This window comes from Pseudomonas tohonis, assembly GCF_012767755.2.
Classification (GTDB): domain Bacteria; phylum Pseudomonadota; class Gammaproteobacteria; order Pseudomonadales; family Pseudomonadaceae; genus Metapseudomonas; species Metapseudomonas tohonis.
In genome coordinates this window covers 482,673-506,039 of the sequence record NZ_AP023189.1, presented here as the reverse complement: position 1 = coordinate 506,039, position 23,367 = coordinate 482,673, and the positions used below count along the sequence as shown (strand labels likewise).

Sequence of the window (23,367 nt, the reverse complement as noted above, 5' to 3'; positions counted from 1 at the left end):
GTAGATGGCCGCCGCCGTCAGCCGAGGAACAGCCGGTAGGCCGGGTTGTCGCTCTCGTCCCAATAGGGGTAGCCGATCTCTTCCAGCGCCGCGGGGATCAGGTGGCGCTCGTCCGCCGGCACCTGCAGCCCGGCCACCACGCGGCCGTCGGCGGCGCCGTGGTTGCGGTAGTGGAACAGGGTGATGTTCCAGCGCCCGCCCAGCTTGTTGAGGAAGTTGAACAGCGCGCCGGGGCGCTCGGGGAATTCGAAGCGGAAGATCGACTCGTCCTCCACCCGCGCCGCATGCCCGCCGACCATGTGGCGGATGTGCAGCTTGGCCAGCTCGTTGTCGGTCAGGTCCAGCACCGGGAAACCCTGGTCGCGCAGGCTCTGCACCAGAGCCTCGCGCGGGTCGTTCTCCGGGTGGGTCTGCACGCCGACGAAGATGTGCGCCTCGGCCTCGGTGTTGTAGCGGTAGTTGAATTCGGTGATCTGGCGCTTGCCGATGGCCTCGCAGAAGGCCTTGAAGCTGCCCGGGCGCTCGGGGATGGTCACCGCGATGATCGCCTCGCGCTTCTCGCCCAGTTCGGCGCGCTCGGCCACGTGACGCAGGCGGTCGAAGTTGATGTTGGCGCCCGAGTCGATGGCCACCAGGGTCTGCCCCGTACTGCCTTCGCGCTCCACGTACTTCTTGATCCCGGCCACGGCCAGGGCGCCGGCCGGCTCGGTGATGGAGCGGGTGTCGTCGTAGATGTCCTTGATCGCCGCGCAGATCTCGTCGGTGCTGACGGTGATCACCTCGTCCACGTGCTCGCGGCAGATGTCGAAGGTGTGCTGGCCGATCTGCGCCACGGCCACGCCATCGGCGAACAGCCCGACCTGGCCCAGCACCACGCGCTCGCCGGCGGCCATGGCGGCCTGCAGGCAGTTGGAGTCGTCCGGCTCGACGCCGATCACCTTCACCTCGGGGCGCAGGTACTTCACGTAGGCGGCGATGCCGGCGATCAGGCCGCCGCCGCCCACCGGCACGAAGATGGCGTCCAGGCGCCCGGGGTGCTGGCGGAGGATCTCCATCGCCACCGTGCCCTGCCCGGCGATCACGTGCGGGTCGTCGTAGGGGTGGATATAGACGTAGCCCTTCTCGTCCACCAGCTTCAGCGAATAGGCCAGCGCCTCGGGGAAGGCATCGCCGTGCAGCACCACCTTGCCGCCCCGGGCGCGCACGCCCTGGACCTTGAGCTCGGGTGTGGTGCGCGGCATCACGATGGTCGCCTTGATCCCCAGCTCGCGGGCCGCCAGGGCCAGGCCCTGGGCGTGGTTGCCGGCCGAGGCGGTGACCACGCCACGCGCCAGCTCCTCGGCAGTGAGCTGCGCCAGCTTGTTGTAGGCGCCGCGAATCTTGAAGGAGAACACCGGCTGCAGGTCCTCGCGCTTGAGCAGCACCTGGTTGCCGAGGCGTTCGGACAGGCGCAGCGCGGGTTGCAGGGGGGTTTCCACCGCCACGTCATAAACGCGCGAGGTGAGGGTCTTCTTCACGTAGTCTTCGAGCATCACGGCTTCACTGGCGGGGCATGCGGGGATGGGCGAGTCTACCCCAGGGCTTCGTCGCCCGACCACAGAGAATGCGGGGTTTTACCGCGCCGACCGGCTATAATCCGCGCCCGCATTTCCTTTCATACGTGGACCACCAGCATGACCCAGGACCAGCTCAAGCAGGCAGTCGCCCAGGCCGCAGTCGACCATATCCTCCCGCTGCTCGACAGCAAGAGCGTCGTCGGCGTCGGCACCGGATCGACCGCCAACTTCTTCATCGACGCCCTGGCTCAGCACAAGATGGCCTTCGACGGCGCGGTCGCCAGCTCCGAAGCCACCGCCCAACGCCTGAAGGGCCACGGCATCCCGGTCTACGACCTGAACGCGGTGGACGCCCTGGAGTTCTACGTGGACGGCGCCGACGAGAGCGACGCGCACCTGAACCTGATCAAGGGTGGCGGCGCCGCCCTGACCCGCGAGAAGATCGTCGCCGCCGTGGCGCGCACCTTCATCTGCATCGCCGACGGCAGCAAGCTGGTGCCGGTGCTCGGCGCCTTCCCGCTGCCGGTGGAGGTCATCCCCATGGCCCGCAGCCACGTGGCACGCCAGCTGGTGAAGCTGGGCGGCGACCCGGTCTACCGCGAAGGCGTGGTCACCGACAACGGCAACATCATCCTCGACGTGCACAACCTCTCGATCACCGACCCGGTGACCCTGGAAGCGCAGATCAACGCCATCGTCGGCGTGGTCACCAACGGCCTCTTCGCCGCCCGCCCCGCCGACCTGCTGCTGCTCGGCACAGCCGAAGGCGTGAAGACGCTGAAGGCGTAAGAATCCGAGCCCGGCATGCAACGTGCCGGGCTCCTGTAATGCGACAACCGGCCACTGCCCGGCACCTCAGCATCAAAATGCCATCAAGCCTCCACCTCTGATAGGCTCTGCCCCCGCGAAACACTCCCCTCCCATAAAGGAATGCCATGAAGAAGGAAGCCTTCATCACGCTGTCGCTGTGCCTGCTGCTCAGTGGCTGCTTCGAAACCCCCGTCGAGAAGACCGACAAGGCCATCGGCCTGTACCGCCCGGATACCACCGCACCGCAGCAGATGCAGGAAGCCCATGAGCTGCTGGAAAGCGCCGCCGAGGAAAAGGAACCCCGCGCCCAGTACATGCTGGCCAAGATGTACGAACGCGGCGACGGCGTCGCACAGGATTTCAACAAGGCCTTCGCGCTCTACACCCAGTCGTCCCTCAACGGCAACGGTGATGCCTCCTACATGCTGAGCCGGTACCTGGAAGACGAGCAGTTCGGCCAGAAGGTCGACCTGCAGCAGTCGAAGGGCTTCCTGGAGAAAGGTGCCGCCCAAGGCTCCTACACCGCCAAGCTGCTGCTGGGCCTGGCCCTGCTCAACGGCAACGCCCCCTTCCAGCAGGACCTCGACAAGGCGGAGAGCCTGCTGCAGGAAGTCGCCGAGAAAGCCACCGTCGAAGGCCATCGCCTGCATGCCCAGCAGGGCCTGGCTACCCTGTATGGCGATGCCACCCTGGGCAAGCTCGACCAGGAAAAGGTCGTGAAGGCCTACGAGTACCTGGCGCAGCACGGCCCTTCCGGCTACCCGTCGGTGCTGATGGGGCTGTTCGACGGCCACATCCCCGCGCTGGAGGACCCGGCCCGGCGCAAGGCGGTCTACGAGCAATACGGCCAGAGCAACGCCCAGGTGAAGATGCTTTATCTGGCCGGGGCCTTTGGCGAGGGTGAGGGTGCGCTCATCAGCGAGGCGGACTACCGCAAGCTGCTCGCTGACGCGTCCGCCAAGGGCGATCGCCTGGCATCGAGCCTGGGTTGCCGCATCTTCGCACCGGGCCTGATACGCGCCAATGGCGCCGGCGATCCGGCCCAAGCCCAGCAAGTGCTCGCCTGGTGCGACGCCGAGGCCCGGAAGGGCGAACCGTTCGGCCAGAGCACTGTCGCCGCCCTCAACCTGCTCAAGGGTGAGTACAAGCAGGCATTCATCTGGGCGACCATCGCCCTGGTGGAAGGTAACCGTGACGGCACCCTGGTAATCACGCGGCTCGCAGGGGCCGGCTTCAACCCCCCGGAAGCCGAGGTGAACGACCTGCTGCGGGAAGCCAAAGCCCTGCGCACCGACATCAAGGCCGCCCAGGCCAACTACCGCGACAAGACCCTCAGCCTGCCCCAGGTAGAGCGTCCCTGGTATTGAGCCCAGTCCACGGGGCGCGTCGCTTGCGAAGCGCCCCGTGGAACATCGAGCGTCACTCCCCCGCCGGCTTGCTGAACCTGTAGAACAGGTTCGGCTCGCTGACCAGGTACAGATTCCCTTCGTTATCCATCGCCACGCCCTCCGCCTGCGGCACGCCGCGGGTCAGGCCGTGCATGCCGCGCAGCAGCGACAGGCTGCTGATGGGCTTGCCGTCGGCGTTGATCTCCAGCACAAGCCGCGACTCGTCGGACAGCGCCAGCAGATGGCCGCTGCGGTCGTCGTATTGCAGGCTGGAAAGGTCGCGGACGAAGAGCCCGGCGTCGCGCTTGGGGTCGTCCACCACGTGCACCGCGAAGGGCTTGTCCGGATTGGTGTGGGGGAAGCCGTGGACTTCGTAGATGCGCACCGGGTCGCGCTCCTTGGCCACGAACAGGCGCTGCCCGGCGGGGTCGTAGGCCAGCCCCTCGAAGCCCTTGTTGCCGTTGAGGCCGATGCCCAGGGAGAGCTGCTGCGACTCGCTGGCGTCCAGGCGGGTGGTGTCCTCGTCCAGGCGCACCTTGACCAGGCGTTGCAGGCGCTCGTCGGTGATGACGTAGACGCCCTTGCTGATGTACTCGACGGCCTCCGGATCGCCGAAGCCTTCCAGGTCGATGCGCCGGATGATGTGGCCGTCCAGGGACATCTCGATGATCTGCGGGCGCTGGTTGGTGACCGTCAGCAAGCTGTGGCGGTCCGGGTCGTAGGTAAGCGCGGAGACATCGTCGTCCAGCCCCTCGATGGGCAGGGCCTCGACGGTCACCCGGTAGTCCGGCAGCCAGATCGAGCGCTCGCGCCACTCCGAAGCGTGGCGCCATTCTTGCACGATGAACCAGCCGCGCTCGAACAGGCGAAACTCCTGGGCGGCGATGCCGAGCACCAGCAGCACACAGAACAACAGGCCGGAAACCAGCCAACGGGGAGTCAGGAAGGATCGCATCGGGACAAACTCTAGGGTTCAGGGGCGCGCCGAGGATACAAGAGTGCGCCATTGTGATGCCTGAACCGAAACTTAATGCACAGGCCCATGCACCCTCCCGGCACCCCACCGTTACCAAAGGGGACGAAACATGGCGGCGCCATTGCTACCCGAACGGGTCATGACCACCCTGCACACCATCGCCCTGGCGGTGGAGACCCTCGCCGAGGAGGTGCCTCGCCCGCGCCTGCTCGAAGGCAGCGGCGTCGCCTGCAGCGACCTCGACACCCCCGACAAGCTGATCACCCACGCCCAGGAACTGCGCGTCTTCGCCAACGCCCTGAGCTGCACGCGCGACCCGGCGCTGGGGCTGTCCCTGGGCCTGCGCATGCACGTCTCCGCCTACGGCATCCTCGGCTACACCATGCTCGCCAGCCGCACCCTGCGCGATGCGCTGAACATCGCCCTGGCCAACGCCTCGCTGCTGGGCAGCTACTTCACCCTGGCCCTGGAGGAGGACGGCGCCGAGGCCCGGCTGGTCGCCACCGGCTACCGCTATGCGCCGGAGCTGATGGTGTTCAACAGCGAGCTGTGCCTCACCTCGCTGCTCACGGTGATCCAGGACCTGCTCGGCGAGGCCGTGCGCCCGCGGCGGGTGCGCCTGCCCTATCGCCCGCCGCTGCATGCGGCCGCCTACACGGAGAAGCTCGGCTGCCCGGTGGACTTCGGCGATTCGCGCACAGCGCTCTGCTTCAACGCCGCGCTGCTCGACCGCACCCTGCCCCTGGCCGACCCGGTGACCTGCCACCACGGCCTGCAGCAGTGCCAGAAGCTCGACGCCCAGCTCACCAGCCGCCACGACGTGCTCGACCAGATCCGCGAGCACCTGGCCGGCCACCTCAGCGAAGCCAGCAACCTGGACCGCGTCGCCCGCAGCCTGCATCGCTCCGAACGCACCCTGCGCCGCCATTTGCAGCGCCTCAACACCAGCTACCAGCGCCTGCTGGACGAAGTGCGCTACGACAAGGCCCGCCAGTTGCTGTTGCAGACCGACCTGCCGATCTACCTGATCGCCGAACAGCTCGGCTACGCCGAGACCGCCAGTTTCCGCCACGCCTTCCAGCGCTGGAGCGGCCAGCCGCCGAGCCAGTACCGGCGCTGATCCGGCTCCGCATTCGCCCGCTCCCCCACTCCGGGCGTTCCCGGGCTACGTCTCCTATGGATGCAATCCAGCGGATTTTCCGCGTTCGCGGAAACCACTGTCGCGGGGTGCCTTCGCCGGCCGTCATCCCCGCGAACGCGGGGCCCCACTGAAAGAGCCCAGGCCTCCATCCTTCCCACCGGCACCCGCCAGCAAATTGTCCGAAATTATCCCCTTTTGACCGTTTCTATCGTTCTGCGCCCCGCACGCCGCTGACAGAATCAAAGGCGCCAGGGGCCTTTGCGTCACACGAAAAAGCCCAATAAGAACAATCCCTTAGAGCTTGCGATAAGCATGTCCAGTGCGATCAGCATCGACCGTGTCTGCATGGAGTTCGGCGATCCGGGGCAGGGCGTCCGCGCCCTGGACGAGGTTTCCCTGGAGATCCGCGCCAACGAGTTCTTCACCCTCCTCGGCCCTTCCGGCTGCGGCAAGACCACCCTCCTGCGCCTGATCGCCGGGTTCGAACAGCCCAGCGCCGGTGCCATCCGCCTCTACGGCGAGGAGATGCAGGGCCTGCCGCCCTTCCGCCGCCCGGTCAACACCGTGTTCCAGAGCTACGCGCTGTTCCCGCACATGACGGTGGCGCAGAACATCGGCTTCGGCCTCGAGATGCAGGGCCGCCCCAAGGCCGAGATCCAGGCCACGGTGCAGCGCATGCTGGAGCTGGTGAAACTGCCGGACGTCGTCCGGCGCCGTGCCGACCAGCTCTCCGGCGGCCAGCAGCAGCGCATCGCCCTGGCCCGTGCCCTGGCCAGCCGGCCCAAGGTGCTGCTGCTGGACGAATCCCTCTCGGCGCTGGACCAGAAGCTGCGCAAGGACATGCAGATCGAGCTCAAGCGCCTGCAGCACGAGACCGGCATCACCTTCATCTTCGTCACCCACGACCAGGAAGAAGCCCTGACCATGTCCGACCGCATCGCGGTGATGCACAAGGGGCGCATCCTCCAGGTCGGCAGCCCGACCGAGATCTACGAAGCGCCGGTGGACCGCACCGTGGCCGACTTCATCGGCGAGACCAACTTCCTCGATGCCGAGGCGCTGGACGCCGGCGTGCGCCTGGCCGATGGCCAGATGCTCGATGCCCCCGGCGAGCGCCGTGGCCCGGTGACCCTGGCCATCCGCCCGGAGCGCATCGCCATCGACCGGGACGGCAATCTCGAAGGCGAAGTGGAAACGGTGGTCTACGTCGGCACCGACACCCTCTACCTGCTGCGCGTGGCCGGGCAGAGCGGCTTCCGCGTACGCCGGCAGAACCGCGACGGCGCCGGTGGCTGCCTGGAGGCCGGCACCCGCGTGCGCCTGCAGGTGCCCGCCAGCGCGGTACGGGTACTGCCGCGATGAGCAGCCTGCGCGCCCTGGCCGAGGCCCGTCAGCTGCGTCGGCGCCTGCTGCTGGCGGCGCCGGCCATGCTCACTCTCGGCCTGTTCCTGCTGCTGCCCCTGGGCATCATGTTGCTGGTCTCGCTGCTGCAACCGGGCGACTACGGCGGCGTGAAGTGGGGCGAGTACTCGCTGGAGGCCTACGTCAACTTCCTCTACGAGCGGGACCTGGACGACAGCCTGGTGTTCAACACCGACTACCTGCAGATCTTCCAGCGCTCGTTCTGGCTGTCGGTGATGACCACCGCCGGCTGCCTGCTGATCGGCTTCCCCACCGCGCTCTACCTGGCGCTGCAGAACGAGCGCAAGCGCAACCTGCTGCTGTTCCTGGTCACGGTGCCCTTCTGGACCAACCTGCTGGTGCGGGTCTACGCGTGGATCCTGCTGCTGCGCAATGGCGGGCTGGTGGACAGCGGCCTGCACGGGCTGGGGCTCACCGACAAGGCGCTGGGCATCCTCTATACCGACGGTGCGGTGATCATCGGCCTGCTCTATACCTTCCTGCCGTTCATGGTGCTGCCCATCTACACCAGCCTGGAGAAACTCGACTGGCGCCTGGTGGAGGCGGCCTTCGACCTGGGCGCCAACCGCTTCCAGGCCCTGAAGCGGATCATCCTGCCGCTGGCGATGCCGGGCGTGATGGCCGGGGTGATCCTGGTGTTCATCCCCTCGCTCGGCAACTACATCATCCCCGAGCTGCTGGGGGGCGGTAAGTCGCTGATGATCGGCAACCTCATCCAGCTGCAGTTCGGCGCCTCGCACAACTGGCCGCTGGGCGCGGCGCTGTCCTTCGCCCTGCTCGGCTTCGTGCTGCTGGCGATGCTGCTCTACAGCCTGCGCTTCAAGCCGGGCACCGCCGGAGGCCACCCATGAACCTGCAAGGCCCGCTCTGGCGCTTCACCGGCGTGCGCCCCACCGCCTGGCTGTTCTTCGCCTTCCTCTACGTGCCGATCCTGGTGCTGGTGGCGCTGAGCTTCAACGGCGGCCAGTCGGCGACCATCTGGGAGAGCTTCAGCCTCAAGTGGTACGCGGTGGTGGCCAACGACCCGGAGATCGTCCGCGCGGCGAAGAACTCGCTGCTGGTGGCCACCTTTGCCACCCTGATCGCCACCGCCCTGGCCACCCTCGCGGCCCTGGGCATGCGCGGCCGCGCCTTCCATGGGCAGATCGCCATGAGCGGCGTGCTCGGCCTGCCGCTGCTGGTGCCGGAGATCGTCACCGCCGTGGCGACGCTGATGTTCTTCGCCTTCGTCGGCCTGAAGCTGTCGCTGTTCACCATCCTCATCGCCCACGTGGTGTTCTGCATCCCCTTCGCCTACCTGCCGATCCGCGCACGGCTGGAGGGCATGGACCCGCGCCTGGCCGAGGCCGCCGCCGATCTCTACGCCTCACCCTGGAAGGCCTTCTGGAAGATCACCTTCCCGCTGCTGACGCCCGGCATCCTTTCGGGGGCGATGCTCGCCTTCATCATTTCCATGGACGATTTCGTCATCACCTACTTCGTCGCCGGGGCCGGCGCGACCACCCTGCCGGTGTACATCTTCAGCTCCATCAGGATGGGCATATCGCCGAAGATCAACGCGATTTCCTCGATCATCCTGGTGATTTCCATAGCGTTCGTTGCGTTGTCCTACTACATCGGCCAGCGCAAGCGCTGAGCCCAAAGGAGCCCGTCATGACCCGCACCACACCGCTCGCGCTCTCCCTGCTGCTCGCCCTGGGCCTGTCCGGCACCGCCCAGGCGGCCGGCACCCTGCACCTGGCCAACTGGTCGGACTACTTCCCACCGGAGCTGCTGAAGAAGTTCGAGAAGGACACCGGCATCAAGGCCACCCTCGACGCCTACGACAGCAACGAGACGCTGCTGGCCAAGCTCAAGGCCGGTGGCGGCGCCTACGACGTGGTGGTGCCGTCGGACAGCTTCATCCAGATCATGGCCACCGACGGCCTGCTGCAGAAGTTCGACAAGGCCCAGCTGCCGAACCTGAAGAACCTCAAGGCCAACTTCCAGAGCCTCGACTTCGACCCCGGCCACGACTACAGCGTGCCCTACCTCTGGGGCACCACCGGCTACAGCTACGACAGCAAGCAGGTGCCAGGCGGGGCCCTGGAAGAAAGCTGGAAACCCTTCTTCGAGCCGCCGGCCGAACTCAAGGGCAAGGTGGTGGCGCTCAACTCCATCGAAGACCTCTACATCGCCGCGTCCCACTACCTGTCCATCGACCAGTGCACCGAGGACCCGAAGGACGCGAAGAAGATCCAGGACCTGCTGCTGGGCCAGAAGCCCCTGCTGGCCATGTACAACAGCGACGGCACCATCGAGCGCATGGCCGCGGGCGAAGTGGCCATGCACATGCAGTGGAACGGCGCCTACCACCGCGCCCACGCCCAGCGCGACAGCCTGGTGTACGTCTATCCGAAGGAAGGCATCCACCTGTTCATCGACAACTTCGTGATCCCCAAGGACGCGGCCAACGTCGCGGAGGCCCACGCCTTCATCAACTGGATGATGGCGCCGGAGAACATCGCCGCCGCCTCCAACTTCGCCAAGTACAACAACGCCATCGAAGGCTCCGAGAAGTTCATGGAGAAGGAGCTGTTCGATGACCCGGCCATCAACACCCCGCAGGACAAGCTGGACCGCCTGAAGAGCTTCAAGCTCTGCTCGCCCAAGGCCCTGAACCTGCGCAGCAAGGTATGGACCAAGCTGAAGAAATGACCACCATCCGGCCCGCCGCCCGGCGGGCCGGACGACCCCGAGCCAGCAGGCGCGTCGATGGGAGCGATGCGCCGGCGACCCGCGCCCTGCCGCGCCCATCGACAAGAACAAGAGAGTGAACGCCATGCCCCGCATCACCCGCCACAGCGCCATCCCCCGCAGCGGCCGACCACCCGCCAGCTGACACCGGGCCACCCGGCCCGCCCATCGACGCACGACGCGCCCGACGATCCACCCCAGCGCCTGCCCGGCAGGTGCCAGCGAGGTATTCCCATGAGCAAAGCCTTCGACGACTTCACCCACAGCGCCCAGGGCACCCACCTGCGACGCATCCTCGGCCTGCCGGCTCTGGTGTTCTTCGGCCTGGTGTACATGGTGCCGCTGACGGTGTTCACCACCTACGGCGTGGTCACCGAGATGACCGGCGGGCGCACCGCGCTGGCCTATGTCGCCACCCTGGCGGCGATGCTCTTCACCGCCTTCTCCTACAGCTTCATGGTGCGCAAGTACCCGGTGGCCGGGTCCGCGTACTCCTACGCCAGCCTGAGCTTCGGCCCGGCGGTGGGCTTCCTCGCCGGCTGGTCGCTGCTGCTCGATTACCTGTTCCTGCCGATGATCAACTACCTGGTGATCGGCCTGTTCCTCAACATCGCCTTCCCCGCCGTGCCCGCCTGGGCCTTCGTGGTGGCGGCGGTGGCCCTGGTCACCCTGCTCAACCTGCGCGGCATCGGCTCGGTGTCGGGCATGAGCAACGCCATCGTCGGCGCGCAGCTGGTGTTCGTCGTGGTGTTCCTGGCGATGTCGGCGCGTACCCTGGCCGGCGGCGAAGTCGATCTCCTGGCCCCGCTGCTGGGCGACGGCACCCAGCCGGGCCTGGTGCCGCTGATGGCCGGTGCGGCGGTACTGTGCCTGTCCTTCCTCGGCTTCGACGCGGTGTCCACCCTCGCCGAGGAGGCCCGCGACCCGCGCCGCGACATCCCCCGCGCCATCGTCATGACCACGGTCACCGCCGGGCTGCTGTTCATCCTCCTGGCCCTGGTGGCGCAACTGGTGTTCCCCGGCAGTGCCTTCAAGGACCCGGACGCCGCAGCCACCGAGGTGATGCTCAAGGCCGGCGGCGGCCTGCTGGAGGCCTTCTTTACCGCCGCCTACGTGGCCGGCGCCGCCGGGTCCGCCCTGGCGTCACAGGCCTCGGTGTCGCGCATCCTGTTCAGCATGGGCCGCGACGGCATTCTCCCGCGCCGCCTCTTCGGCCGCCTCTCGCCGCGCTACCGGACGCCGACCCTGTCGATCCTGCTGGTGTCCCTGGTCTCGCTGCTGGCCATCGTCATCGACCTCACCACCCTGGCCTCGATGATCAGCTTCGGCGCCCTGGTGGCCTTCTCCGTGGTCAACCTGGCGGTGATCCACAGCCACCTGCTGGACGGCCAGCCCCACGGCCTCGGCGACACGCTGCGCTACGGCCTGCTGCCACTGATCGGCTTCGGCCTGATCGCCTGGCTGTGGACCAGCCTCTCGGCGCTGACCCTGGGCATTGGCCTGGCGTGGTTCGCCATGGGCTTGCTCTACCTGGCCTGGCACACCGGCGGCTTCAGGCGGCCGGCACCCCAGGTGCAGTTCTCCGAACACTGATCGAACCGACCCTCCAACCAGCCCGCAAGGAGCCGGACATGCTGACCATCTACAGCGACGACCACCACCTGCACCACGGCAAGCACGAACTCATCGGCGGCCAGTTCACCCCCTGCTTCGAGAAGCCCAGCCGCGCCGACATGGTGCTGGACCGCGCCAAGGCTGTTCAGCTCGGCGCCATCCAGGCGCCACAGGACTTCGGCCTCGCGCCGATCCTGCGGGTGCACGGCGAAGGTTTCGTGCGCTTTCTGCAGAACGCCTGGGCCGACTGGCAGGCCAAGGGCCGCAGCCACGACATGCTGCCCATCGCCTGGCCGACCCGGCGCCTGCGCCAGGTGGAGCCCACCGACATCGACGGCCGCCTGGGCTACTACTCCTTCGATGCCGGCGCGCCCATCACCGCCGGCACCTGGCAGGCCATCACCAGCTCGGCCAACGTCGCCCTCAGCGGCCAGGCCGAACTGGCCAGGGGCGCGCGCGGGGTGTTCTCCCTGTGCCGCCCGCCGGGCCATCACGCCGCCGCCGACTACATGGGCGGCTATTGCTACCTGAACAACGCCGCCATCGCCGTGCAGGCGCTGCTGGACAAGGGCGCCAGGCGCGTCGCGGTACTGGATGTGGACTACCACCACGGCAACGGCACCCAGGACATCTTCTACGACCGCGCCGACGTGCTCTTCACCTCGATCCACGGCGACCCGCGCTTCGAGTACCCCTATTTCCTCGGCTTCGCCGACGAGAAGGGCGTAGGCGCAGGGGCCGGCTTCAACTTCAACTACCCGCTGGCCGAGGGCAGCGACTGGGCGGTGTGGAGCCAGGCCCTGGCCGACGCCTGCCGGCAGATAGCGGCCTTCGCGCCGGATGCGCTGGTGGTCTCGCTGGGCGTGGACACCTTCAAGGAGGACCCCATCTCGCAGTTCAAGCTCGACAGCCCGGACTACCTGCGCATGGGCGAGATCATCGGCCAGCTCGGCCTGCAGACCCTGTTCGTGATGGAGGGGGGTTACGCGGTGGAGGAGATCGGCATCAACGCGATCAATGTGCTGCAGGGGTTCGAGAGCGTGGCGTGAGGGCGTTCCGGCCTGTGAGTCGGGTCGTACCCGGCAGGCGCCATCCTCTCTTTCGGAAGAGGAAATCCTCCAACGAAAAACGGCCCCGTAATGGGGCCGTTTGTGGGGAGGGGCTGGATCAGTTGACCCGCTCGACGAACTCGACGTCGATCTCGCGCCCCATCAGGTCGCGATCCACCTCGCCGGTCAGCTTGACCTGGGCCTTGTCGTCGATGGCGTGGGGCGGCCAGTCCTCGTCGTCGATCTCGACCTTGATGGTGCCGGTGGCGTCCTTGAATTCGTAGATATCGCCCTTGATGCGCTTGACGATCTGACCCTGCAGCACCACGGCGGCGTCGTCGGCGGCCTCCATGGCGGCGGCCACGGTGGTGACCTGGGGCGTGGAGCCGGGGCCGGTGTAACTGGAGGCCAGGGCGGCGTTGGAGAACAGCGGGGCGAGGAGCAGGGCGAGGTACTTGGTGTTCATGGGCTTGATCCCGTTCGATGTGGTTGACGGGATCAGGCTAGGGCCGCGCGCTGAAGCGAGCCTTAAAAGCGCCTTAAGCGAAGCTGAATCGCGTCAGCCACGCTCGGGGCCATCGATGTCGTCGGACTTGCGGAATACGTAGAAGAGGTTGGGCTCGCTGACCATATAGATGTCGCCGCGCTCGTCCATGGCCACGCCTTCGGCACGGGGGATGCGCTTGGCCAGGCCATTGAGCCCGCCCAGCAGGCTGATGAAGCTCACCGGCTCGCCGGTCTCGTCCAGCTCCAGCAGCAGGTTCGATTGCGCGGAGAGCACCAGCAGGTGGCCGGTGCGCGGGTCGACGCTGAGGGCCGACAGGTTGCGCATGCCCAGTCCGTAGCCCGGCAGCGGGCGCAGGGCGCCTTCCAGGTGGCGGCTGCCGTCGCTGGCCAGGCTGAACATCTCCGGCGTGCGTTCCTTGCCCAGCAGCAGGCGGCCCTGGGCGGGGTCCCAGGCGATGCCCTCGAAGCCCTTGTTGCCGGAATCCGGGAAGCCCAGGTCGAACTCGTCGCCCTGGCTTACGTCCAGCTCGCGGGTCAGCGGGTCGAGGCGGAAGATCGACAGGCTGCGGCGTCGCTCGTCGGTGACCGCGACGTTGCCGTTTTCCAGCACCGCCACGCCCTCGGGGTTGGAGAAGCCCTTGAGCGGGATGCGTCGCAGCACGTCGCCGTCGCGGGTCAGCTCCACCAGTTGCGGCACCTTGCCGGTGACGGTGAACAGGGTGCCGGTGACCGGGTTGTAGGCGAGATCGGAGGTCTCGTCGTTCTCGAGGCCGGCCAGGGGCTTGCCCTGCAGCACCGCCTTGTAGCCCGGCAGCCAGATGCTGGCGGCACGCTCGCCCTTGCTCAGGTTGCGTTCGCTGAGCCAGAGGGAGGCGCGGTCATCGAGGTGCAGGTAGCGGATGGAGGCGACGCAGGCCGCGAACAGCACCAGAAGGGTGCAGGTGCGGAAATTGGGGCGGGGAAAGGACATGGCCATTGGCTACGGCTTCGGCTGGTGGCAGTCAGATCGCCTGCCACCGCCGAAGTTCCCTGGCGCCCCTCAGATGACGCCGCTGTCGAACGAGGAGTGGCCGACCAGTTCCAGGGTGAGGGCGTCGCCCTTGTTCAGCGGACCGACGCCGACGGGGGTGCCGGTCAGCACCACGTCGCCCGGCTGCAGGCTGAAGTGCTGGCTGATGGCCTGGAGCAGCGGCAGCACCGGGTTGAGCATGTCGCGGCTGTTGCCGTCCTGGCGCACGTCGCCGTTGATGGTCAGGCGGATGCCGATGTCGTCGAGCGCCTCGATGGCATCGCCCGGCACGAAGGGCGCCAGCACGCAGGCACCGTCGAAGGCCTTGGCGACTTCCCAGGGCCAGCCCTTCTCCTTGAGCCTGGCCTGCACGTCGCGCAGGGTCAGGTCCAGGGCCGGGGCGAAGCCGGAGATGGCGTCACGGGCCTCTTCCAGGCTGGGGTTGCGCGACAGCGGCTTGCCGATCAGCACGGCGATCTCCGCTTCGTAGTGCACCACGCCACGGTCCTCGGGAATGGAGAAACCGCCCTCGATGGCCACCACACTGGACGCCGGCTTGATGAACAGCAGCGGCTCGGTGGGCACCGGGTTGTTCAGCTCCTTGGCGTGCTCGGCGTAGTTGCGGCCGATGCACACGACCTTGCCGAGGGGGAAATGGATGCGGGTGCCGTCGACGTACTGGTGCTGATAGCTCATTTACCGACTCCTGAACGGTGTGGATGCAAAACAGGCGGGGGATCGCTCCACCGCCTGCCTGCTCAATTGAAGATCTTGCCGGGGTTCATGATTCCGTTGGGATCGAACACCGCCTTGATGGCCTTCATCACGGCGATCTCGGGCTCCGAGCGGCTGTAGGTGAGGTAGTCGCGCTTGGTCATGCCCACGCCGTGTTCGGCGGAGATCGAGCCGTTGTACTTCTGCACGGTCTCGAACACCCACTTGTTGACGGTCGCGCACTTGGCGAAGAACTCGTCCTTGGACAAGGCGTCCGGCTTGAGGATGTTCAGGTGCAGGTTGCCGTCGCCGATGTGGCCGAACCAGACCACTTCGAAATCGGGGTAGTTGGCTTCGACGATGGTGTCGATGTCCTTGAGGAAGGCCGGCACCTTGGAAACGGTCACCGAGATGTCGTTCTTGTAGGGCGTCCAGTGGGAGATGGTCTCGGAGATGTACTCGCGCAGCTTCCACAGGTTCTGCAGCTGTTGCTCGCTCTGGCTCATCACGCCGTCCAGCACCCAGCCTTGCTCGACGCAATGCTCGAAGGTGGCCAGGGCGTCGTTGGCCACCTCCTCGGTGGTGGCCTCGAACTCCAGCAGCGCATAGAAGGGGCATTCGGTCTCGAAGGCCGCCGGCACGTCGCCACGGGCCATGATCTTGGCCAGGGCCTTGTCGGAGAAGAATTCGAAGGCGGTGAGGTCGAGCTTGCTCTGGAACGCGTGCAGCACCGGCATGATCGAGTCGAAGTCCGGGGTGCCGAGGACCATCGCGGTGAGGTTCTTCGGCGCACGATCCAGGCGCATGGTGGCCTCGACCACGAAGCCCAGGGTGCCTTCGGCGCCAATGAACAGCTGGCGCAGGTCATAGCCGGTGGCGTTCTTGATCAGGTCCTTGTTCAGCTCCAGCAGCTCGCCGGTGCCGGTGACGACTTTGAGGCCGGCGACCCAATTGCGGGTCATGCCGTAGCGAATGACCTTGATCCCGCCGGCATTGGTGCCGATGTTGCCGCCAATCTGGCTGGAACCGGCAGACGCGAAGTCCACCGGGTAGTACAGCCCCTTGTCCTCGGCGAAGTTCTGCAGCTGCTCGGTGACGACACCCGGCTGGCACACGGCGGTGCGGTCGAATTCGTTGAATTCGAGGATCTGGTTCATGTAGTCGAACGCCACGACCACCTCGCCATGGGCGGCGACGGCGGCGGCGGAAAGGCCGGTACGGCCGCCCGACGGCACCAGGGCGACCTTGTGCTGGTTGGCCCAGCGGACGATGGCCTGCACCTGCTCGATGGTCTTGGGGAAGACGATGGCGGTGGGCGCCGGGGCGAAATGCTTGGTCCAGTCCTTGCCGTAGGCGTTCAGGGAATCGGCGTCGGTCAGCACCTTGCCAGGCTCAACCAGGGTCTTCAGCTCTTCGATCAGGGCAACGTTGGTCATCAAGGGAACTCTCGAATCATTCATGGTCGCCCTGAGAACGTTTCAGGTCGCAACCGAGCAAGGAAAAAGGAGAACATGCTAGCATACGCACCCCGTGAATCATGCCTCACAGGCCTTTTCCGGGGTAGCTGCCGCACAGCCTTCTGAACTTTTCTACCGGGACAAATAGGTACGCAGATGAGCAAGACCTCCCTCGACAAGAGCAAGATCAAGTTCCTTCTCCTCGAAGGCGTCCACCAGAACGCCGTGGACACCCTGAAGGCCGCCGGCTACAGCAACATCGAGTACCTCAAGGGCGCGCTCTCCGATGACGAGCTGAAGGAAAAGATCGCCGATGCCCACTTCATCGGCATCCGCTCCCGCACCCAGCTGACCGAGGAAGTGTTCGACTGCGCCAAGAAGCTGATCGCCGTGGGCTGCTTCTGCATCGGTACCAACCAGGTCGACCTGAACGCCGCCCGCGAACGCGGCATCGCCGTGTTCAACGCCCCCTATTCCAACACCCGCTCGGTCGCCGAGCTGGTCCTGGCCGAAGCCATCCTGCTGCTGCGCGGCATCCCGGAGAAGAACGCCTCCTGCCACCGTGGCGGCTGGATCAAGTCGGCGGCCAACTCCTTCGAGATCCGCGGCAAGAAGCTCGGCATCGTCGGCTACGGCTCCATCGGCACCCAGCTCTCGGTGCTGGCCGAGGCCCTGGGCATGCAGGTGTTCTTCTACGACACCCTGACCAAGCTGCCGCTGGGCAACGCCACGCAGATCGGCGACCTGCACGAGCTGCTGGGCATGAGCGACATCGTCTCCCTGCACGTTCCCGAGCTGCCCTCCACCCAGTGGATGATCGGCGAGAAGGAAATCCGCGCCATCAAGAAGGGCGGCATCCTGATCAACGCCGCGCGCGGCACCGTGGTCGAGCTGGACCACCTGGCCGCCGCCATCAAGGACGAGCACCTGATCGGCGCCGCCATCGACGTGTTCCCGGTCGAGCCCAAGTCCAACGACGAAGAGTTCGAAAGCCCGCTGCGTGGCCTGGATCGCGTGATCCTCACCCCGCACATCGGTGGCTCCACCGCCGAGGCCCAGGCCAACATCGGCCTGGAAGTGGCCGAGAAGCTGGTCAAGTACAGCGACAACGGCACCTCCGTGTCCTCGGTCAACTTCCCCGAAGTGGCCCTGCCGTCGCACCCCGGCAAGCACCGCCTGCTGCACATCCACGCCAACGTTCCCGGCGTGATGAGCGAGATCAACAAGGTGTTCGCCGACAATGGCATCAACATCTCCGGCCAGTACCTGCAGACCAACGCCAAGGTCGGCTACGTGGTGATCGACGTCGACGCCGAGTACTCGGACCTGGCGCTGGAGAAGCTGCAGCACGTCAACGGCACCATTCGCAGCCGCGTCCTGTTCTGACCCCCAGGGCTGCTGCGCGTCGGCGATACGGCGTTGGAAACGGCTTCGAAGTGCTCATTCACAGATGTGAACTCCGCGCTTCTCGGCCATTCCCGCCTTGTCTCGCTCTAGCTCGCGAGCCCTGACGAGGGAGCTGGGTAAATAAAAAGGGGGGCTTTGGCCTCCCTTTTTCATGTCTGCGTTTCGAGCTGAAGACTCGACAAGATGAGCTCGTGCCGTAGGGTGTGCTGCGCGCACCGCCGCGCGGTGCTTCCGGCGAGCCCTGCACGTCGGTCATACGGCGTTGGAATCACCCGGGAAGCGCTCATTTACAGATGTGAACTCCGCGCTTCTCGGCTGATTCCGCCTTGTCTCGCCCTGGCTCGCGAGCCCTGACGACAGAGCTGGACAATGAAAAGGGAGGCCTCGGCCTCCCTTTTCATGCCCGCGATTTCACGTTCATTTCACGGTGACGGTGATCTTCTCGGAGATGACCGGCGGGTCCAGCGGTACGTGGTTCTTGTCACCCACCAGCAACTGCAGGGTGTGCTTGCCCGGCGGCAGGGTAATCTGGGTTTCGGTCTGGCCCTTGCCGAAGTGCTTGAGGTTGTCGGTCATCGGCAGCGGCATGTTCATCGCCGGTTCCTTGTCGACATCGATCAGCAGGTGGTGGTGGCCCGTGGCGGGCGAATCGACCCCGGCCGGGGCGACGCCCATGCCCTGCAAACCGAACTTGACGCTGAACGTCTTGTCCACAGTGGCGCCGTCGGCGGGCTCGATGAAATAGACCTTCGCGCCTTCGGGCGCCGGTGTGCGCGGCATCTCGGCGAACGTCGCGGTGGAAACCACCGCCAGCAGGGCCGCAAGGCCCAGGGGAGCGAACGCAAGCTTCATGACTGACTCCTTGTTGGTAAGCAACACACTGACCCTTCGCGGCGGCGGAGGTTCACCTGCAGCCTAGCCGGCAATGGCTACGCTGGAACTGACCAGCCCGGGTCACCCATCGAGAAGAACCAGAGGTTTACCTGAAAATGCGCCTGTTGCACTGCCTGCTCGCCCTGCTCCCCCTGGTCGTCGCGCCCCTGGCCCGTGCCGACCTGATCGACGACGTCTGGGAGCGCGGCAGCCTGCGGATCGCCCTGGTGGAGGACGCGCCGCCCTACAGCTTCCGCCAGGAAGACAAGCTGACCGGCTACGAGGTCGAACTCGGCCACGCCCTGGCCGACGAACTCAACGTCAAGGCGGATTTCATCCCCGTGCCCCGGGACAAGCTGCTCGACGGCCTGCGCAGCGGCAACGTCGACATCGTGCTGAGCCGCGAGGCCCAGGCCGCACGCGAGGACCAGCAACTGGACTTCAGCGAACCCTACGGCAAGGGCGGCGGCCGGCAGCTCGCCGGCGGCGCCGATGCAGGCGGCCTGACCCAGTCCCTGGCGCCAGGCAAGCCCGCCGCGCAGCCAGACGAAAAGAGCGAAGAGGAACAGGCGATCCCCTTCCGCAAGGACAACCCGGCCTTCCGCAGCGCCCTGAACAACGCCCTGAGCAAGCTCAAGAGCAGCGGCCGCCTCGACGAACTCTCGCGCAAATGGCTGGAAGGCCAGGCGCCCACGACCGACGCAGGCACCCCGACGGAGCAGCCCGCACCGCCGCCGGCGTCGCAACCCCAGCCGGCAGGGGATTCCGAGCAGTACTAGCCCGGCGCGCCCTCCAGCGTGGCCAGGTAGCGGGCGGCGGCGTCCAGCTGCGTCTCGTTGAACACCCGCACGCCCTCGGCACGCAGCAGCGCGGCCGTCACCCCCTCCCCCGGCACGCGGGTGCCGCTGAAGGTGCCGTCATAGGCCTCCTCGTTGCCGCAGGAAGGGCTGCGCGCCTTGAGCACCGCGACGCCGATGCCGTGGCGGCGCACCAGCTCCAGGGCGATGCGCGCCCCGGCGACGAACTCGGCGGTGACATCCTCGCCGCCGTCGGTCAGCACCGGCATCCGCCCCTCCAGCACCTGCGCCCCCTGCCCACCGGGCACCTCGGCCGGCGCGCGGGGCGTCGGCAGGCCGCCGGCGACTTCCGGGCACACCGGCACGATGCGCCCCTCGTCCTGCCAGCGCTGCAGCAAATCGAAGGGCCCGTGGGCGCCGCCGTCATATCGCACCCGCTGCCCCAACAGGCAGCGGCTGACCAGAATCTTCTGCATGAAATCACTCCTCGAAGGGCGCCAGCCTAGCGCGCCACGCCGCGACGGTCACCGCACGTAACACCCCCCGGCTGCGCGGGCCGGCGCCAGCCTTTGGCTGGCCCATCCTTAGGCGGGAAGCGCCAGCGGGCACTGGCGCAGCGGCAGGGGTCTCACCAGACTGCGCCGGCCAACCCGCGAAGGACAGCCGTCATGCCCATAACAAGAACGATCCTGCACCCGCTCCTCGCCTGCTCCGCCCTGCTGTTCTGCGCCACCGGCCAGGCCGCCATGGAATCCCTCGACAACCAGCAGATGGCCGACGTCACCGGCCAGGCCGGGATCAGCATCCGCCTGGACGTGATGGCACGCATCGACAAGCTGAGCTGGACGGACAGCGGCAACAGCGCCTCGCTGCGCAACATCCGCATCGACAACGGCTGCGACAGCCCCAGCGCCTGCCCCAATGGCGCCGGCGGCAGCTTCGCCCTGGGGCCGGCGCAGCTCGGCCTGACCCTGCCGATCTTCGGCGTCAACCAGCCGACCCTGATGATCGACGTGGTCAAGAACGCCAGCGGCAAGGACCAACTGGTGCTCACCCTGCCGGACCTGACCACCATCAACGACCAACTGCTCCAGTCGGGCCTGCCCGCCCAGCGCATCCGCATGCGGGTCGGCGCCGACATGTACGTGGGCGACAGCAGCCTGGGCAATATCGAGATCCGCGACATCGTCGACCTGCGCGGCACCATCAAGGTCTGGGGCCACTGAGCCCCGCGCACCTCAGAGCGGGCCGTCACCGCGGCGGCGGAACCAGCCGGTGAGCGAGAGGCGCTCGCGGCTGGCCGGCAGCACCTCGTGGGGCAGCTCGCCAGAGAGGAACACCACCAGGGTGCCGGCCTCGGGCAGCACGTCGCGCGTCGAGCCGTCGTCCAGGTACAGGCGCAGCTCGCCGCCCTCGCCGGGCAACCACTCGGGATTGAGGTAGAGCACCGCCGAAACCGCGCGGCGATCATCGTCGCGGAAGCGATCCAGGTGCTTCTGGTAGAAGGCGCCCGGCGGATAGAGGGCGAAGTGCGCCTCGAAGTCCTCCAGCCCCAGGAACAGTTCGCGGTTCAGGCGCAGCCGCAGCTCGTCCATCAGCGCCAGGTAGCGATCGCAGGGCTCGGCCTGGCCGGGCTCCAGCCAGTCGATGCGGTCGCCACGGATGCCTTCGCGCACCTGCTGGCCATCGCCACGGCCGATCCCCGCCGGGCTCAGCTCGCCCGCCGCCGCCCTGGCACGGCATTCACGGGCCAGGGCGGCGACCAGATCGGCGTCGATGGCGTCCCGCTGCAACGACCAGCCGCGCTGGGCGATGTCGTCACTGGTGGGCTCGAAGGGGATGAAAGCGTGGGGATTCGGCATGGTCGGCGCATTCTAATCAGGCCGCAGAATGCCGCCTACAGCGTTCTGATAAATTTCTGACTCCACCCCCTGCGCGCCTCGACAAGCCCCGGCAGCACCACGGAGAATAGCCCCCGCGCCATCATGGCCGGAGCCCCGGCAGCCGCCCCCTCCCGTCATGCAGCCCATCCCCCCGGCCGAACCGAACCCGCAGCCCCGGGGTCCTAGAACAACACCGGATAGCGCCTCCAGGAGTCACCATGCGCCTGCTTCTTGCCGTCACCTTCCTGCTCATCGGTCTGCCGGCGCTGGCCGACGACCACGCCAGCCTGTACCAGGCGGCGGGCTGGCCGGAGCAGCGGGCGCACTTCAACGACGCCCTGGCGGCCGCCCAGCAGCGCTACCAGAAGACCCTGCCACCCGCCGTCTACCAGGCGCTGGTGGAGAACAGCAACCAGCGCTTCCAGGCCCAGGCCATCGACCAGCGCGCCCAGGCCGCCCTGCGCAGCCAGCTGCAGGACCCGCGCCCCGCGCTGGCCTTCTTCCAGTCCGAACTGGGCCGCAAGATCACCGCCGCCGAAGTGCTCGCCACCCGCCGCGACCAGTTGGCCAAGAACGCCAACGGCCTGCCGCGCATCGACGCCAGCGCCACCCGCCGCCTGCAGGTGCGCCACCTGGCCCAGGCGCTGCCGGCCAAGGAAGCCGGTGCCGAAGTCAGCCTGGCCCTGGCCGGGGTCGCCGCCGACAGCCTCAGCCAGATGCTGCCCGGCCTGCTCGGCGGCGGCCAGGCCCAGGGCCTGCTGGAAAGCCAGCGCCAGCGGGTGATGCAGCAGATCAGCAACGACCTCGACAACACCCTGCTCTATGTCTATCGCGACCTGTCCGATCCGGAGCTGGAGGAGTTCGTCACCTTCGCCGAGTCCGCACAGGGCAAGGCCTACTACCAGGCCGCCCTGGCCGCCGTGCGTGCCGGGCTCGCCGTGGGCCAGGACGCCGCCAGCCTGGCGCCGGCGCAGCAGGGTTACTGAGCCCGTCCTCTCTTCGAGCTGCCGCAGTGCGCATGCCGCACCTCGCGGCGGCTCGACGCCGACCTAGAGCCCCAGGCGCTCGCGCAGGAAGGCGAAATAGCGCTCTCGGTAATGCGCCGCCTCGTTCACCAGGTGGTGCCCCGCCCCCTCCAGCATCAGCACCTCGGGACTGGCGAACTTTCCATCCAGCACCCTGAGGTTGTGCCGCCAGTCCACCGTCATGTCGGCGTCGCCCTGGATCACCAGCGGGCTGTGCCCACAGGGCGCCGACGCCTCGATGCGCGGCACCCAGCGCGCCAGCGCGCCGACCCAGGCGGTGGGCAGGTTGCGCGGCTGCAGCGGGTCGCGGTTGTGGAGGAAGTCGATGAACTCGGCATCGCTGGAGTTGACGCTGAAACGCCGCGGGATGGACTCCACGAAGGGCCGCAGCATGCGGTAGCTGAATTTCGACCAGCCCCAGGCGCGGGGGCGCACCAGGGGCGCGAACAGCAGGCTGCGGCCGAGCCCGTCGGGCACCGCGCCGTTGAGCAGGAAGTCGAGGATGATCGCCCCGCCGGTGCTCTGCCCGGCCAGGTGCCAGGGCGCGGGCAGTTGCAGGCGCCCGGCCTCGCCCAGCAGCGCCGTGAGGGTGGCCTGGTACTCGGCGAAGTCACCGATGCTCGCCGGCGCGCCGCTGGACAGGCCGTGGCCCGGCAGGTCGCAGGCGATCACCGCGAAGCCCAGCCCCAGCGCCCAGTCGATCACGTGGCGGTAAAGCCCCATGTGGTCGTAGTAGCCATGCAGCAACACGAGCGTGCCGCGCGGCTCCCGTGGCCACCAGGCCTGGGTGGCCACGCAATAGCCGGCGACCTGCACGCAGCCCAGGCGGCTGCGCACGCCGTCCCCACGCGCCGGGAAGTCCAGCCCGTAGTAGGCACGGTAGGCCCTGAACATTTCCGGCTCGTCCCCCTCTGCGGCCAAGGGTCGCAGGAGCGCGCGCAGCTGATCGGGGTTCGGGGCGTCTGGCATCGGTACTTCCAAGGGGCTGTGCAGGGGCGCGGCC

At 67.3% G+C, this 23,367-nt stretch carries 23 protein-coding genes; 13 read left to right on the top strand and 10 right to left on the bottom strand.

Features of this window, described 5'->3' with window-relative positions; translation table 11 throughout:
• Positions 1 to 17 precede the first annotated feature (17 nt).
• Positions 18 to 1,562, bottom strand: a complete 1,545-nt coding sequence (gene ilvA / locus HSX14_RS02355; protein WP_274384598.1) for a threonine ammonia-lyase, biosynthetic — start codon at positions 1,560 to 1,562, stop codon at positions 18 to 20.
• Positions 1,563 to 1,673: 111 nt separating this feature from the next.
• Here ilvA and rpiA point away from each other — a divergent pair, with 111 nt between their 5' ends.
• The gene (rpiA, locus tag HSX14_RS02350; RefSeq protein ID WP_173175194.1) at positions 1,674 to 2,345 is read left to right on the top strand and encodes a ribose-5-phosphate isomerase RpiA; all 672 of its coding nucleotides are present in this window, start codon (positions 1,674 to 1,676) and stop codon (positions 2,343 to 2,345) included.
• A 146-nt stretch (positions 2,346 to 2,491) separates the two neighbouring features.
• Positions 2,492 to 3,733, top strand: a complete 1,242-nt coding sequence (locus tag HSX14_RS02345; protein ID WP_173175196.1) for a tetratricopeptide repeat protein — start codon at positions 2,492 to 2,494, stop codon at positions 3,731 to 3,733.
• A gap of 52 nt (positions 3,734 to 3,785) precedes the next feature.
• Here the strand turns inward: HSX14_RS02345 and HSX14_RS02340 are convergent, their stop codons facing one another.
• A complete protein-coding gene (locus tag HSX14_RS02340; RefSeq protein ID WP_173175198.1) occupies positions 3,786 to 4,709 on the bottom strand; it encodes an SdiA-regulated domain-containing protein in 924 nt (307 codons plus the stop codon).
• Positions 4,710 to 4,869: 160 nt separating this feature from the next.
• On the opposite strand from HSX14_RS02340, the gene HSX14_RS02335 reads away from it, so the two are divergent.
• From HSX14_RS02335 to HSX14_RS02305, 7 genes are all read left to right on the top strand, one after another.
• On the top strand, positions 4,870 to 5,850 hold the full coding sequence (locus HSX14_RS02335) for an AraC family transcriptional regulator (RefSeq protein WP_228723531.1): 981 nt from the start codon (positions 4,870 to 4,872) through the stop codon (positions 5,848 to 5,850).
• 333 nt (positions 5,851 to 6,183) lie between these two features.
• On the top strand, positions 6,184 to 7,233 hold the full coding sequence (locus HSX14_RS02330) for an ABC transporter ATP-binding protein (RefSeq protein WP_173175202.1): 1,050 nt from the start codon (positions 6,184 to 6,186) through the stop codon (positions 7,231 to 7,233).
• Entirely contained in the window at positions 7,230 to 8,144 is a 915-nt protein-coding gene (locus tag HSX14_RS02325) for an ABC transporter permease (RefSeq protein WP_173175204.1), read from the top strand. The genes HSX14_RS02330 and HSX14_RS02325 overlap by 4 nt, the downstream gene beginning before the upstream one ends.
• On the top strand, positions 8,141 to 8,929 hold the full coding sequence (locus tag HSX14_RS02320) for an ABC transporter permease (RefSeq protein WP_173175207.1): 789 nt from the start codon (positions 8,141 to 8,143) through the stop codon (positions 8,927 to 8,929). The genes HSX14_RS02325 and HSX14_RS02320 overlap by 4 nt, the downstream gene beginning before the upstream one ends.
• A gap of 17 nt (positions 8,930 to 8,946) precedes the next feature.
• Positions 8,947 to 9,990 carry an ABC transporter substrate-binding protein gene (locus HSX14_RS02315; RefSeq protein WP_173175209.1) on the top strand — a complete coding sequence of 348 codons (1,044 nt, stop codon included), beginning with the start codon at positions 8,947 to 8,949 and terminating at the stop codon, positions 9,988 to 9,990.
• 273 nt (positions 9,991 to 10,263) lie between these two features.
• Entirely contained in the window at positions 10,264 to 11,622 is a 1,359-nt protein-coding gene (locus HSX14_RS02310) for an APC family permease (protein ID WP_173175211.1), read from the top strand.
• 38 nt (positions 11,623 to 11,660) lie between these two features.
• A complete protein-coding gene (locus HSX14_RS02305) occupies positions 11,661 to 12,692 on the top strand; it encodes a histone deacetylase family protein (RefSeq protein WP_173175213.1) in 1,032 nt (343 codons plus the stop codon).
• Positions 12,693 to 12,810: 118 nt separating this feature from the next.
• On the opposite strand, the gene HSX14_RS02300 is transcribed toward HSX14_RS02305, so the two are convergent.
• The 4 genes from HSX14_RS02300 to HSX14_RS02285 form a co-directional block, all read right to left on the bottom strand.
• Complete coding sequence (locus HSX14_RS02300; RefSeq protein WP_173175215.1) at positions 12,811 to 13,158, bottom strand: NirD/YgiW/YdeI family stress tolerance protein; 348 nt, start codon at positions 13,156 to 13,158, stop codon at positions 12,811 to 12,813.
• Positions 13,159 to 13,251: 93 nt separating this feature from the next.
• A complete protein-coding gene (locus HSX14_RS02295; protein ID WP_373874687.1) occupies positions 13,252 to 14,175 on the bottom strand; it encodes an SdiA-regulated domain-containing protein in 924 nt (307 codons plus the stop codon).
• A 63-nt stretch (positions 14,176 to 14,238) separates the two neighbouring features.
• Positions 14,239 to 14,904 carry a fumarylacetoacetate hydrolase family protein gene (locus HSX14_RS02290; RefSeq protein WP_173175219.1) on the bottom strand — a complete coding sequence of 222 codons (666 nt, stop codon included), beginning with the start codon at positions 14,902 to 14,904 and terminating at the stop codon, positions 14,239 to 14,241.
• Positions 14,905 to 14,966: 62 nt separating this feature from the next.
• Positions 14,967 to 16,358, bottom strand: coding sequence for an FAD-binding oxidoreductase (locus HSX14_RS02285; RefSeq protein ID WP_173175221.1), 1,392 nt, complete (start codon positions 16,356 to 16,358; stop codon positions 14,967 to 14,969).
• A 177-nt stretch (positions 16,359 to 16,535) separates the two neighbouring features.
• On the opposite strand from HSX14_RS02285, the gene serA reads away from it, so the two are divergent.
• Complete coding sequence (gene serA / locus HSX14_RS02280) at positions 16,536 to 17,765, top strand: phosphoglycerate dehydrogenase (protein WP_111263505.1); 1,230 nt, start codon at positions 16,536 to 16,538, stop codon at positions 17,763 to 17,765.
• A 438-nt stretch (positions 17,766 to 18,203) separates the two neighbouring features.
• Here the strand turns inward: serA and HSX14_RS02275 are convergent, their stop codons facing one another.
• A complete protein-coding gene (locus HSX14_RS02275; protein ID WP_173175223.1) occupies positions 18,204 to 18,638 on the bottom strand; it encodes a DUF4399 domain-containing protein in 435 nt (144 codons plus the stop codon).
• Between the two features lie 137 nt (positions 18,639 to 18,775).
• On the opposite strand from HSX14_RS02275, the gene HSX14_RS02270 reads away from it, so the two are divergent.
• Positions 18,776 to 19,438 (top strand): substrate-binding periplasmic protein, encoded by a 663-nt coding sequence (locus HSX14_RS02270; RefSeq protein WP_173175225.1) that lies wholly within the window; start codon positions 18,776 to 18,778, stop codon positions 19,436 to 19,438.
• Here HSX14_RS02270 and HSX14_RS02265 read toward each other — a convergent pair.
• Complete coding sequence (locus HSX14_RS02265) at positions 19,435 to 19,932, bottom strand: 2-thiouracil desulfurase family protein (protein ID WP_173175227.1); 498 nt, start codon at positions 19,930 to 19,932, stop codon at positions 19,435 to 19,437. The two genes, HSX14_RS02270 and HSX14_RS02265, sit on opposite strands and share 4 nt — an antisense overlap.
• A gap of 192 nt (positions 19,933 to 20,124) precedes the next feature.
• Between HSX14_RS02265 and HSX14_RS02260 the strand changes: the two genes are divergently transcribed.
• Positions 20,125 to 20,682, top strand: a complete 558-nt coding sequence (locus HSX14_RS02260) for a DUF6160 family protein (RefSeq protein ID WP_173175229.1) — start codon at positions 20,125 to 20,127, stop codon at positions 20,680 to 20,682.
• A gap of 12 nt (positions 20,683 to 20,694) precedes the next feature.
• Here HSX14_RS02260 and HSX14_RS02255 read toward each other — a convergent pair whose 3' ends face one another.
• Entirely contained in the window at positions 20,695 to 21,318 is a 624-nt protein-coding gene (locus HSX14_RS02255) for a 2OG-Fe(II) oxygenase (RefSeq protein WP_173175231.1), read from the bottom strand.
• 239 nt (positions 21,319 to 21,557) lie between these two features.
• Here HSX14_RS02255 and HSX14_RS02250 point away from each other — a divergent pair, with 239 nt between their 5' ends.
• A complete protein-coding gene (locus HSX14_RS02250; protein ID WP_111264507.1) occupies positions 21,558 to 22,325 on the top strand; it encodes a DUF2059 domain-containing protein in 768 nt (255 codons plus the stop codon).
• Between the two features lie 63 nt (positions 22,326 to 22,388).
• Here HSX14_RS02250 and bipL read toward each other — a convergent pair whose 3' ends face one another.
• Positions 22,389 to 23,333, bottom strand: a complete 945-nt coding sequence (gene bipL / locus HSX14_RS02245; RefSeq protein WP_173175233.1) for a phospholipase BipL — start codon at positions 23,331 to 23,333, stop codon at positions 22,389 to 22,391.
• Between the last annotated feature and the right edge of the window lie 34 nt (positions 23,334 to 23,367).